We start from the raw sequence: 13391 nt of genomic DNA, 5'->3' as shown, positions 1-13391 counted from the left end.
CTGATGGTTGCACCTGACGGGCTTACCCACCCCATGAAAAACCTGACCAAGAAGGTGAGATGGACACCCTCAAACACCTTAGTCGCGAAGCGCTCGAATGCGAGGTCAAGCGATTACGCGCCGCGCTGCAGAGCAATGAAGTCGACATTGAGCGCGACATCACGGCGCGACTGCACGCCAGTCAAGCCGCGCTCGCCCGCAGTGAAGCGCGGCAGCGGGCGGTATTCGAAAGTGCCGTGGATTTTGCCATGGTCGTCACCGACCTTGCCGGGTACATCACCGAGTGGAACTGCGGCGCGACCAACGTGCTCGGCTGGTCTGCCGAAGAGGTTCGCGGCCAGAGCGCGGCCTGCTTTTTCACACCTGAGGACCGCGCCGCCGGCCGGGTCGAACAGGAAATGCAGCGCGCCCTTGTCGAAGGCCGTGCCTACGATGAGCGATGGCATTTGCGCAAGGACGGCGAGCGATTCTGGGCCTCTGGCGAGCTGATGCCGCTTTACGATGCAGACCAGACTCACTTGGGTTTCGTGAAAATACTCCGCGACCGTACTCAGGAGCATCTCTACGGGCGCGCCATCATCGAAACAAAAGAACGCTATCGACTGGCCGTCATGGCCACCAGCGATGCGGTGTGGGACTGGGACCTGCAAACCAACCAGATCATCTGGAACCAGGCGTTGCAACAGGCGTACGGGTTCCCGCTGGAGAATGTTGATCCCAGTGGCGACTGGCGATTCGCGCGGATCCATCCGCAGGATCAGGCGCGGGTGCAGGCATCGATCCGCGCCGCCATCGAAGGCGACGGCACGACATGGAGCGCGGAGTATCGGTTCTGCTGTCAGGACGGCTCCTACGCCGAGGTGCTCGATCGCGGCCACTTGATTCGCAATCCCGCCGGCCAGGCCGAACGCATGATCGGCGCGATGCTTGACCTGACGCGCTCGCGCAGTGCCGAAACGGCGTTGCGCCGGAGTGAAGAGCGTTTCAGTACCATTCTGGAAACCATCGAGTCGGCGTTTGCCATCGTCAAAGTCAAATTCGACGCCAACGACGAGCCTGTCGACTACTACTTCGTCGAGGCCAACCCGGCCTTCGAGCGCCAGTGCGGGGTCAACCTGCGCGGTAAATGGGTCACCGAGTTCGCGCCCAATCTTGAACGCTTCTGGTTCGAAACCTACGGCCACGTGGCCAAGACCGGGGAACCGGCGAACTTCGAAAATTACGCCAATACCTTTGAACGCTGGTTCGATGTACGCGCGGTGCGGGTCGGCGATCCGGCCGACCGGCAGATCGCGATCCTGTTCAACGACGTCACCGAGCGGCGCGCCGCCGAGGAACGCTTGCGCGCCAGCGAGGCAATTGCCCGGGAAAACGTCGAACGAGTGCAACTGGCCCTTGCCGCCGGCGCCATCATCGGCACCTGGCACTGGGACCTGCTGACCGACCGTTTTGCCATCGACGAAGGCTTCGCCCAGGTGTTCAACCTCGACCCGGCACTGGGGCGCGAAGGCCTCAGCCTCGAACAAGTCATCACCAGCGTGCACCCCGACGACCGCGATAGCCTGACCACGGCAATCGACGAAGCCATTGGCCGTGGGGGCGCCTATTCCCACCAGTACCGTGTACGGCGCGAGGACGGCAGATTCCAGTGGATCGAAGCCAACGGACGCGTTGAGTGTGCAGATGACGGCGTTCCCCTGCGTTTTCCCGGCGTGCTGATCGACGTCGAGGAGCGGCGCACCGTCGAGGCGGAGCGCGACCGGGCTCTTGCCGCGTTGCGTTCGCTCAACGACACCCTCGAGCAACGGGTTTCATCGCGCACCGCCGAGTTGATGCAGGCAGAGGAAAAACTGCGTCAGTCGCAGAAGATGGAAGCGGTCGGCCAGCTGACGGGAGGCCTCGCTCACGATTTCAACAACTTGTTGGCCGGCATTTCCGGCGCACTGGAGTTGATGGGCGCGCGGATCAGTCAGGGCCGCTTGAGCGAAGTCGACAAATACATGGTGACTGCACAGGGCGCGGTCAAGCGAGCCGCCGCCCTTACCCACCGCCTGCTGGCGTTCTCCAGACGCCAGACCCTCGATCCACGACCGACCGACGTCAACACGCTGATGACCGGCATGACCGAGCTGATCCAGCGCACCGTGGGCCCGAGCATTCTCCTGGAAACCATTGGCTCGCCCGTGCTTTGGCCGACACTTGTGGATGCCAGTCAACTGGAGAACGCGCTGCTCAATCTGTGTATCAACGCGCGCGATGCAATGCCCGATGGCGGACGCATCACCATCGAGACGGCCAATCGCATCGTCGACACCGAGATCGCCGGCGCGCTGGACATGCCCGAGGGCGAGTATGTGTGCCTGTGCGTCACCGATACCGGCACCGGCATGTCGGCCGATGTCATCGCCAAGGCCTTCGACCCGTTCTTTACCACCAAGCCGCTGGGCCAGGGCACGGGGCTGGGCTTGTCGATGATCTACGGGTTCGCCAAACAGTCCGGCGGCCAGGTGCGCGTGCACTCGCAGGTCGACCGGGGCACCACGATGTGCATCTACCTGCCTCGTCACCGTGGCGATCCCGTGCAGAGCCACGATGACAAGCACATCGCACCGGCGGTGGTGCCCAAGGCCAGCGAGACCATTCTGGTGGTGGACGACGAGCCGACGGTGCGCGCGCTGCTGACCGATGTGCTTGGCGATCTCGGCTACAACTTGCTTGAGGCAGGCGACAGCGTTGCCGGGCTGAAAGTATTGCAATCAAACGTGCATATCGACCTGCTGATCACCGATGTCGGCCTGCCAGGTGGCATGAACGGCCGGCAACTGGCCGACGCCGGCCGGGAGATCCGCCCGAACCTGACGACCCTCTTCATTACCGGTTACGCGGAGAACGCAGTAATCGGCGCCGCCCAACTGGGCCCGGGCATGCAGGTGCTGACCAAGCCCTTCGCGGTCGACACGCTGGTGGCGCGGGTCAGTGAACTGATGTGCTCAAGATCCGAATGAACGACCGCTGCGGCGGAACAAACCAGGCAAACGGGCTGCGGCCAAGGAGTGTGAAATGGTGACTTTCCTGATTTTTCTGATCGCGTGCGGTGCGGCGGCAACCACCGGCATGGTTTTCCAGCCCGGCCAATGGTACGCGCAGCTCAACAAACCGAAGTTCACGCCACCCAACTGGGTGTTTCCGGTGGCCTGGACGACGATTTATCTGCTGCTGGCCTGGGTTGGCTATCGCTTGACCATGATTCCCGGCAGCGAAATGGTCCTGGCGTTGTGGGCGGCGCAGATTGCCCTGAACACGCTGTGGACGCCGGTGTTTTTCGGTGCGCAGCGGATCGTTGCCGCGATGATTATTCTCGTCCTGTTGTGGCTGGTCGTCGCCGTGATGGTGGTCCTGGCCCTGCGCCTGGATGTGATCACCGGGTTGATCCTGTTTCCTTATCTGGCCTGGCTGTGTGTCGCTGCGGCGCTTAATTTTTCGATCATGCGCAACAACCGGGTGGGTCTCGCCTCATGACCGTACTCCAGGCGCATGAAGCACCGCTCAAATTCGATAGTACTGGCGATACCAACTCACAAACTGCGCCACACCCTCTGCAACTTCCACTCGCGGAGAAAACCCGATCCATTGTTCCAATGCCGAAACATCAGCCCAGGTCTTGATGACATCGCCTGCCTGCATCGGCAACAGATTGCGCTGGGCTTTTATGCCCAGTGCCTGTTCGAGGCAGTCGACGAAATCCAGTAACGCGACCGGTTTGCCGCGCCCCAGGTTGAAAATCCGGTTGACGCCACTCGCCTCCTTCTCCGGCGCTGGCGGTTTCAGACACAGGCGGACGATGCTTTCGACAACGTCATCGACGTAAGTAAAGTCCCGCGCCATCTGACCCTGGTTGTAGATGTCGATCGGTCGTCCCTGAAGAATGGCTTCGGTAAATTTGAACAGCGCCATATCCGGCCTGCCCCAGGGCCCGTAAACCGTGAAAAAGCGCAGGCCGCTGGCCTTCAAGCCGTAGAGATGGCAATAGCTGTCGGCGAGAAGCTCATTGGCGCGCTTGGTGGCGGCATACAGCGAGACAGGGTGCTCGACCGCATCATCGACGCTGTATGGCAACTTGCTGTTGGCCCCGTATACCGAGCTGCTCGACGCGTAGATCAGATGCGCGGGCGGATAATGTCGGCAGGCTTCCAGCACATTCAGAAACCCCACCAGGTTCGATTGCGCATAGGCATCCGGGTTGTCGAGCGAATAGCGCACACCCGCCTGAGCGGCCAGATGCACCACCTCGGTGAAATCGTGCGCTTTGAATAACGCCATCAAGGCAGGCTTGTCGACAATATCCAGTGTTTCAAAACTGAAACTCTGCAGACTGCTCAACTGTTCAAGCCGAGCCCGTTTGAGATCCACACTGTAGTAATCGTTAAGGTTGTCGATACCGACAACTTCCTGGCCTTGCAGCGCCAATTGTTTGACCGCGTGATACCCGATAAAGCCCGCAGCGCCTGTAACAAGAACGGTCATAATCCCTGCTCCACACAAGCCGACAGGCGATAAGTTATAGCGCTGGATGACTTATTCAGTCCAGGTTTTATAACGGCACCCAATAGTGGGGAAAGCTTTCGATCTAAATAATAGTCGCGACCATAACAGGCAGAAAAAGTTTCTACCGTTCAGCCAAAAGAATAAGTCATTAAAAAACAGTTAGTTATCCATCGGCAAAAGCATTACTGGATGGATGGCGTGTTTTTTGACTGCTAACGTTTGACAGACCAGAAAGACTGGCCGATAACTACCAAGGTTGTTTTTTTTGCAGGGCGCGAGCAGTTACTTACTCGCGCCCTGTCGCTTCAGGGACAACTACTTAGTTACCTAACCTTAAGCCTGAATGAACAGACCGTGCGGTAGCTTTGCCCTCTAAAAAGTTGAACCGATGATTCCTCCAGAGGTGCCGCATAACAGAGCGAAACTTCACTGCTCGATGCACACCAATGAAACACTTTGTGATTCATGTTTGAAACACTTCAATAACCCATAATAAAAAAGCACTTTCGCTGACTGCCCTTACTTAGCCCTCAATAGAGCTTCTGCCTGCCATAAACTTTCGATCATTACAGAGTTTACCAGCATGCCAGTCATCAGCTCGGACCACCCAAATTGGTACCTTTTGCAATGCAAGCCACGTCAGGATGAGCGTGCTCATCTCAATCTGCTTCAACAGAATTACGTGGTCTTTCATCCCCAACTCGTCAGCGAGCGCATTATTCGCGGAAAACGCCAGCGAGTGCACGAATCCCTCTTTCCTGGATATTTGTTCATCCAGCTCAGTCGTGACGACAACTGGGCACCCTTGCGTTCCACCCGAGGGGTCAGTCGCTTTGTCGAATTCAATCATGGTCCCGCGACCGTGCCTGAGCACGTCATCGAGCATCTGCGTACGCGTTGCATCGAATCAATGACGTCGGGGCCGGATGAAGCGCTGAAACCCGGAGAGAATCTACAGATTGTCAGCGGCCCGCTCGCGCCACTGGAGGGCGTGTTCCTCGGATTGCACGGAACCGACCGCGTGATGATCCTCCTGCAGTTTCTCAACCGTGAGCAGCCGGTCTGCCTGCCACTCAGCGTGATTGAACGACAACAAGCCGGTTTTCACCCCTACAACTAACGACTTGCCTTATATGCCCTTGCTCAGGAGCTATAACATGGCTTTGAAGTCACGATGCCCTGTCGCGCTGATGATGGCCTGTCTCTATCCCGAAATGGCCTGGAGCATCAATCCGCAAGCCATTGATGTGTATGGATTCGACTTCACGCCATCGTTCCTGTTTTCAGAAAGTTATGACGACAACTTTCGCGAACTGGAAAACAGCAAACAGTCCTCCATGGTCACCAAGCTGGCGCCTTCTTTTGAGCTCAAGGCCGAGGATCGCAACAGTGCCACGCGACTGATCTGGCAACCCACTCGCTACATTTATCACGACGAGTCGGATGCCTCGAACACGGCACAACGCGTGCGTGCCGACAGCATCATGGAGTTCACTGACCGGCATCGTCTGAAGCTCGACGCCGAGTACCGGAAATGGGAGCGCACGGAATCGACGGCGGTCGAAGGCATCAACGACAAGCTCAACAACAAACGGGTGGGCGGTCTCTACACCTTCGGGGCGAAAAGCGCTGACAACCAAATCGATCTCGGGGCCAGTTACGCACAACTGCGCTACGACAACGCCGATGGCATTAACGACGACAAGGAACGCAATACCACTGCCCTGACGAGCACCTGGTATCACCGCATCGGCAGCAACACCCGGGGTCTGGTGGAATATAACCACACCGACTTTGATTACCAGCAGGCCAACAGCCCGCGCAGCAGTAAATCCGACGCCGTCATGGCCGGTGCCGTATGGGATTTCACGGCACGCACGACGGGTAAAGTCCGCGTCGGTTACGAGAAAAAGAACTTCGACAACAGCGAATCCAAAGACCTCGACAACCCGACCTGGCAAGTCGATCTGCAATGGAAACCGCGGACCTATTCGACATTCACCTTCGTCGCTCGCCAGGCCCTCGCCGAGGGTGACGACGGCGCGGATGCCGTGAAGTCCACGTTCACCCAGGTCGGCTGGCGTCACGGCTGGACCGAACGGATCACCACGGTGGCACAGGCCGGCTACGGGCGTTATGTCTACGAAGGCCAAAGCCGTACCGACAATCTTCAGGACTACAACCTGGCCGTGGTGTACGCCATGCGCCGTTGGCTGGATATTGAACTGGGTTATCGATATCGCGACAACGATTCCGATGCCGACAACGAAAGCTTCACCCGCAACGTGTTCCAGATCAGCTTCAACGTCAGCCTTTAAGAGGGTCTCGACATGAACACTCGCACACTTGTCCTTTTGTTCGCGTTGTTTCTCTTGCCTCACGTCCATGCGGCAGATCCTGCCACGCAATACAAACTCGCTGCCGGCGACGTGTTGCGAATCATCGTTTTCGGTGAACCGGAGTTGAGCATCAAAAAGATCCGACTCAGCGATGCCGGCACCTTCTCCTATCCGTTTCTGGGAGAGATTTCCGCCAAGGGACTGACCCCCAGCCAGGTCGAGAAAATCATCGTCGACGGGCTCAAGCAGGGTTATCTGATCGACCCGAAAGTCAGTCTCAGCCAGATTGAATACCGCTCGTTCTACATCAATGGCGAAGTGAAAAAGCCCGGCAGCTATCCGTTCGTGCCCGGACTGACACTGGAAAAAGCCATTGCACTGGGCGGTGGCTTGACCGAGCGGGCCTCGATGAAGCGAGTGACCATCTTGCGCAGCGAGAGTGGCGAAAGCGTCACCGATAACATTTCACGCAGCACCACGATCGCCCCCGGCGACACCATTTCCATTGCACAAGGCTTTTTCTGATCATGGACAACAGCCCAAGCAACTACGTCGAACGTCCTCTTCAAGCGCATCTGCATCCGCAGCACGCCGAAGACAAGGACACCCTGGATCTGCTCAATCTGTGGAGGATCATCTGGCGCGCCAAGTGGCGCATCGGCTGGCTGGTGCTGCTCAGTTGCGTATTGGCGGCCGTGGTGGTCTCCAATATCACACCGCAATACATTGGCAGCACCACCCTGCTGTTCAACGACAAAACACCTCCGCTGATGTCGTTCCAGCAAGTCAAGGACTCAGGCGGCAACGCCACAGATTACTTGCAGACTCAGCAGGCGCTCCTGCAATCGCGAGACCTCGCCGAACGCGCGGTGAAAAAACTCGGGCTGACGACTCACCCGGTCACCGATCCGCGCCAGCAGCCAAAGTCCTGGTTTGCGCCGCGCCAATGGCTGGCCGATCTGGACCTTGATCAATGGATCCCGGGGCTAGGTCGATATCTACCGCAAAAGAAAGAGCCACTCACTGAAGCAGACGTCTTCAATCAGGTCACGCAGAACCTCATGCTGCACACCAGCGTCAAGTTCGTTGGCAAAAGCCAGTTGCTCGAAATCGAAGTCGAGTTGCCAGACCCTGTTCTGGCAGCGGCGGCGGCCAACGCACTGGCTCAGGGCTTTACCGACAGCCAGCTCGATACCAGCGAGAAATCGTCGCAAACCACCACGGCCTGGATGAACACGCGTCTGATCAAGCTGCGCGACAACCTGCGAGCGGCCGAGAAAAAGCTGCAGGGTTACCGCGAAGAACAAGGTCTGGTGGATGTTGGCGGCGTTGCCACCATCAGCGCCAACGAACTGGAAATGACCGGCAACCGCATGGTCGACGCCCGACGCAACCGTGCTGAAGCCGAGAGCGAGTACCGGCAGGCGAAGGCCCTGGGCAACGGCGATCTGAGCCGACTGTCCAGCGTGCCGGCGGTCTTGAGCAACCCCCTGGTGCAGAAATTCCAGGCCGATCGCGCGGTGGCCCAGGCCAAGGTTGATGAACTGGCCGGGCGCTATGGTCCGAAGCACCCCAGCCTGATCTCCGCACAAACCGAGTTGCGCACCGCCACCACCAGCCTGCAATTGCAGGTGCAGCAAGTAGTGGCCGGTATCGAGCGGCAATACCAGCTCGCCACGGCGAGTGAAGCGTCGCTGCGTCAATCCTTCAACAGCAACAAGGCGCAAATCCAGGACATCGCGCGCAAAGAGTTCCAGTTGCGCGAATTCCAGCGTGAGGTCGACAGCACGCGCGCGCTGTATGAAACCTTCGTCACACGCCTGAAAGAAACCACGGCCACCGCCGACATGGACTCGACGAAAGTGCGCATCGTCGACCCGGCCATCGTTCCCGTCGACGCGAGCAAACCGCGCAAGACATTGATTGTCGCGATCGTCGGGCTGATTGCGGCGGTGATCGGCGTCGGTTTGGCACTGCTCTTCGAGAGTCTGAGCAATACCTTCAAAACCGATGAATCGATCGAGAGCGTGTTGAATGTTCCACTGCTCAGCGTCGTGCCGCTGGTGATAAAGAAAAGTCGTCGGCAACTGGCGCGCCTGTTCGAGGACAACGACAACCCGCGTTTTTCCGAGACCATTCGCAACCTGCGCACCTGGTTGATGTTGCAAAGCAGCGAAAAACCGTCACAAGTGGTGCTCGTGACCTCCACGGTTGCCGGCGAGGGCAAAAGCACCATCGCCACCAACCTCGCCAGTTCGCTGACACCGCTGGAACGCGTGCTGCTGATCGATGCCGACATGCGTCAGCCAACCCTGTCGCTGAACTTCGATTTTCCGCCGGACAGCCCCGGACTGGCGAATGTCATTGCCGGCACGGCCAGGCTTGAAGACTGCATTGTTTCAGTGGGCAATCTGGACATGCTGCCGGCCGGGAAGGTCTTGCCGCCGTCGCTGGATATGTTCGTTGCGCCGCGCCTGCCGTCACCTGGCGATCCGCTCAACCCGGTTCAGCCACCGCCACAGGATTTGCTCAGCTCGCCGCGCATGGCGCGCATGCTCGAAGCGCTCAGGTCACGTTATCGCCACATCATCATCGATTCTCCCCCAGCGGAGATGATCAGTGACGCGCTGCTGCTGGCAAAACATTCGGACGCGGTGATCTATGTCGTGAAGGCTGACAGCACCTCGATCAGCCAGGTTCAGCGAGGGATTGCCATGTTGCAACAAAGCCATGTGCCGGTCTTCGGCACGGTGCTCAACCAGGTCGACCTGCGCAAGGCGCGCAAGTACGGCTACCACCACTCCCGGGCGTTCTATAACTACGATTTCGCGCCCAGGTAACCATCGGGCGCATACGCCCGCCGCTACGCCCTCTTCTGCCAACGCACCACTCGCTTCACCTCCGCCGAGCTACGGAAAAGCCATCGGGAGGCACGCCGTGCCTGCTCGATTCGCGCTGATGCATGAATGCTGTCTCGAGGTTAAGCCCATGACATCGCTCTATACCGCTCACATGACACACCGCCGAGGCCTGACGTTCTGGGGCCAGTGGCTGTGCGCGCTGTCGCTGGTGACGACGCTGTTGATATTGCTCGTGCATTGGCGCGTCGGCAGTCTGACCAGCGAATACCGGATCCTGATCATTCTGACGGTGCTCGGCTCGGTGCCGATCTACAGCGTGATGCAGGTCTACCACAAGCGCCATGGCCTGCTGGTCGGGCTCGGCAGATTGCTGGCCGGGTGGTTGACCCTGCTGGCCGTACTGGCGGCGATTGCGTTCTTCACCCAGACCAGCGCCATTTATTCACGCCAGGTGATCATGGTCTGGGCGGTGCTGGGTTTCGTGGTTCAGGCCTTGAGCTTTCTGCCCCTGCATTACCTGGCCCGCCTGTATTCACGCAAGGTCTGCAACGGACGCCGTTCGGTGATCATCGGTACCTGCCCGACGGCCCATGAACTGGCGAAAAAACTGTCCCGACCGAACCGCGCGCTGGTGCTGGGCTTCATTGCCGCCGAGGACAGCTGCGGCCCTGCACCCAGCATTCTGCCGTTGCTCGGCCACGTTTCCGCCATCCGCGAGATCATCACGGGCCTGGAAGTGCGTCGTGTCTATATCGTGCTGCCAATGGCCCATGCCGCCACCATCGAAGCGCTCTACATCGACCTGCTGGACATGAACGTCGACGTGGTGTGGATCCCGGATTTCGGCAGCATGGTGTTGCTCAACCATTCGATCTCGGAAATCGAGCGAATGCCGGCCATCTACCTCAACGAGAGCCTGATCAGCTCGCACCCTGCCAGCCTGTTTTGCAAGGATCTGTTTGAACGCAGCCTCGCCGCCCTGGCGATTATTCTGCTCAGCCCGGTGCTGCTGGTGGTGGCCATCGCCGTCAAGCTGACCTCCGCCGGCCCGGTGCTGTTCAAGCAGAACCGTCACGGTTGCAACGGCGAAGTGATCAAGGTCTGGAAGTTTCGCTCGATGCACGTCCACGACGACCAGCAGGTTCGGCAGGCCACCCGCAACGATGATCGCCTGACGCCGATCGGCGGTTTTCTGCGCCGCAGTTCCATCGACGAATTGCCACAACTGTTCAACGTGCTGTCCGGCCGCATGGCGCTGGTCGGCCCGCGTCCGCATGCCGTCACCCACAACCTTTATTACACCGGCAAGGTGCGCGCCTACATGGCCCGGCATCGCCTCAAGCCGGGGATCACCGGGCTGGCCCAGATCACCGGCCATCGTGGCGAAACCGAGACCGTGGAAAAGATGCAGCTGCGCGTCGCCCAGGACCTCAACTACATCAACCAGTGGTCGCTGTGGCTCGACATCAAAATCCTCATCAAGACCCCCTTCACCCTGTTCTCGAAAAACATCTACTAAGCCCGCCCCAACTCTGCCGTCCCCTGCCCGACCGTTGATAACCGTCACCACGATCTGAGGTTCGACCATGAATGTGAGCGTATTCGGTATTGGTTACGTAGGCCTTGTCCAGGGTGCTGCATTGGCCGAGGTTGGGCACAACGTGCTCTGCGTCGACGTCGACGCCGGCAGGGTCGAGGCATTGAAAGAGGGCACGCTGCCGCTCTACGAACCGGGCCTGAAAAGCCTGGTGCGCGACAACTACCAAAGCGGCCGGCTGCGGTTCGGCACAGACCTGGTGGACGCCGTTCACCATGGCGATGTGCTGTTGATCGCCGTCGGCACACCGCCCGACGAAGACGGTTCGGCGGATCTCCAATACGTGCTGAGCGTGGCGCAGACCATCGCGCTGAACATGGATCGGCACCAGATCATCGTCGACAAATCCACCGTGCCCGTCGGTACGGGCGATCGGGTGCGAGCCTGTATCGAGCAAGTATTGGCCGACAACGGTCGCGGCGATCTGACGTTCGACGTGGTTTCAAACCCGGAATTTCTCAAGGAAGGCTGCGCGGTCGAGGACTGCATGCGTCCGGACCGGATCATCATCGGCACCGACAGCCCGCGTGCCGAAGAGGTCATGCGCGAACTGTATGAACCGTTCAATCGCAGCCGCGAAAAAATCATCGTCATGGATGTTCGCAGCGCCGAGCTGACCAAGTACGCCGCCAACTGCATGCTGGCGACCAAAATCAGCTTCATGAACGAAATGGCCTGCCTCGCCGAAAGGCTCGGCGCCGACATTGAAAAAGTGCGCCACGGCATCGGCGCCGACCCGCGCATCGGTTACCAGTTTATCTACCCAGGTCTGGGCTACGGCGGCTCGTGCTTTCCCAAAGACGTGAAAGCGCTGATACAGGCGGCCAACGGTGTCGACATTGACGCCCGGGTGCTCAAGGCCGTGGAGGCGCGCAACCAGGAACAGAAAGCCAGTCTCTATCGCAAGGTATTCGATCACTTCGACGGTCACCTTCGCGGCAAGACGTTTGCCCTGTGGGGGCTGAGTTTCAAACCCAACACCGACGACATGCGCGAAGCCCCCAGCCGGGTACTGATGGAGGCTTTGTGGCAAGCGGGCGCCAGCGTGCAGGCGTTTGATCCCAAAGCCATGGAAGAGGCCCAGCGCCTATACGGCTCGCGCGATGACCTGACGCTGACAGGCACCAAGGAAGCGGCGCTGAAAAATGCCGACGCCCTGATCATCGTCACCGAGTGGCAATCGTTCCGGGCGCCGGATTTCGACCAGCTCAGCCGGTTGCTCAAACAGCCGCTGATTTTCGACGGGCGCAATCTGTTCGATCCGCAGCGTTTGAGCAAACGTGGGTTCACCTACGTCTCCGTGGGTCGGCAGACCCCTTCAGTCCTCTGAAAGGAGCTGCGCCATGTTCAAACTGGAAATAGTCGGGCAGTACTCGGCGAAATTGCTGGAGGCCAACCAGGCCTATTCCTTCATCAACTTTGCCTCGATCGGCAGTTTTTTCGAGCAGAACCCGAGCAGCGTTGCCTATTTTTGCGACGGCATGCTGATGTCGACCTTCATGTCTCGCATCACCGGCAGACCGATTGGCCGGGTCAGCTTCGACTTCACCTCGATCGCCGACGTTGTGCTGCGCAGCGCCGAGCAACAGGGCAAACGGGTTTATTTCGTCGGCGCCCGACAAGCCGAACTCGACCTGTTCATCAGCAAGATCAAGAGCCTTTATCCGCAACTGAGCATCGCCGGCTATCACAACGGTTATTTCGACGCTTCCCAGGCCGAAGACATTCGGTACGACATCTGTCGCAGCGCAGCGGACATTCTGATCGTCGGCCTGGGCGCCGGACGGCAAGAGCAGTTCGAGCAGGATGCCCTGCGCGCAGGCTTTCGCGGGGTCGCCTTCAGCTGTGGCGGGTTCATCCGCCAGGAAGCTCTGGCCACGCGGCAGTACTACCCGGCGTTGATCAATCGCCTGCACTTGCGCGCGTTCTATCGCATGTACCGCGAGCCCCACACGATCAAACGCTACCTCATCGATTACCCGAGCAACTTCCTGCACCTGCTGAACATGATCGTTCGACACAAAGTCGCCATCAGCGTTGGGGAATGAC

The 13391-nt window shown here is 59.1% G+C and carries 10 protein-coding genes; 9 read left to right on the top strand and 1 reads right to left on the bottom strand.

Annotation, left to right across the window (positions count from 1 at the left end):
• Nucleotides 1–59 precede the first annotated feature (59 nt).
• Together AC07Y2_RS00910 and tspO are read left to right on the top strand one after the other, a co-directional pair.
• Nucleotides 60–3005 (top strand): PAS domain-containing hybrid sensor histidine kinase/response regulator, encoded by a 2946-nt coding sequence (locus AC07Y2_RS00910; RefSeq protein WP_103385239.1) that lies wholly within the window; start codon nucleotides 60–62, stop codon nucleotides 3003–3005.
• A 58-nt stretch (nucleotides 3006–3063) separates the two neighbouring features.
• The gene (gene tspO, locus AC07Y2_RS00905) at nucleotides 3064–3519 is read left to right on the top strand and encodes a tryptophan-rich sensory protein TspO (protein ID WP_103385309.1); all 456 of its coding nucleotides are present in this window, start codon (nucleotides 3064–3066) and stop codon (nucleotides 3517–3519) included.
• Nucleotides 3520–3546: 27 nt separating this feature from the next.
• Here tspO and AC07Y2_RS00900 read toward each other — a convergent pair whose 3' ends face one another.
• Nucleotides 3547–4524 (bottom strand): NAD-dependent epimerase, encoded by a 978-nt coding sequence (locus AC07Y2_RS00900; protein ID WP_103385238.1) that lies wholly within the window; start codon nucleotides 4522–4524, stop codon nucleotides 3547–3549.
• Between the two features lie 604 nt (nucleotides 4525–5128).
• Between AC07Y2_RS00900 and rfaH the strand changes: the two genes are divergently transcribed.
• The 7 genes from rfaH to AC07Y2_RS00865 all read left to right on the top strand — a co-directional run bounded on the left by rfaH (nucleotide 5129) and on the right by AC07Y2_RS00865 (nucleotide 13390).
• Entirely contained in the window at nucleotides 5129–5665 is a 537-nt protein-coding gene (gene rfaH, locus AC07Y2_RS00895; RefSeq protein WP_039768569.1) for a transcription/translation regulatory transformer protein RfaH, read from the top strand.
• A 37-nt stretch (nucleotides 5666–5702) separates the two neighbouring features.
• A complete protein-coding gene (locus tag AC07Y2_RS00890) occupies nucleotides 5703–6863 on the top strand; it encodes an outer membrane beta-barrel protein (protein ID WP_039768571.1) in 1161 nt (386 codons plus the stop codon).
• A 12-nt stretch (nucleotides 6864–6875) separates the two neighbouring features.
• On the top strand, nucleotides 6876–7409 hold the full coding sequence (locus AC07Y2_RS00885) for a polysaccharide biosynthesis/export family protein (RefSeq protein ID WP_039768572.1): 534 nt from the start codon (nucleotides 6876–6878) through the stop codon (nucleotides 7407–7409).
• Nucleotides 7410–7411: 2 nt separating this feature from the next.
• Complete coding sequence (locus AC07Y2_RS00880; RefSeq protein WP_039768574.1) at nucleotides 7412–9724, top strand: GumC family protein; 2313 nt, start codon at nucleotides 7412–7414, stop codon at nucleotides 9722–9724.
• Between the two features lie 148 nt (nucleotides 9725–9872).
• Complete coding sequence (locus AC07Y2_RS00875) at nucleotides 9873–11264, top strand: undecaprenyl-phosphate glucose phosphotransferase (protein WP_103385237.1); 1392 nt, start codon at nucleotides 9873–9875, stop codon at nucleotides 11262–11264.
• A 67-nt stretch (nucleotides 11265–11331) separates the two neighbouring features.
• Nucleotides 11332–12672, top strand: a complete 1341-nt coding sequence (locus AC07Y2_RS00870; protein WP_103385236.1) for a UDP-glucose dehydrogenase family protein — start codon at nucleotides 11332–11334, stop codon at nucleotides 12670–12672.
• Between the two features lie 13 nt (nucleotides 12673–12685).
• Nucleotides 12686–13390: a WecB/TagA/CpsF family glycosyltransferase gene (locus tag AC07Y2_RS00865; RefSeq protein ID WP_103385235.1), complete on the top strand. Its 705-nt coding sequence runs from the start codon at nucleotides 12686–12688 to the stop codon at nucleotides 13388–13390.
• Nucleotide 13391 lies beyond the last annotated feature (1 nt).

The sequence above is a fragment of the Pseudomonas sp. GW456-12-1-14-TSB6 genome (assembly GCF_059424205.1).
The sequence above is the reverse complement of the archived record's forward strand: the minus strand, read 5'-3'. Positions and strand labels throughout refer to the sequence as shown.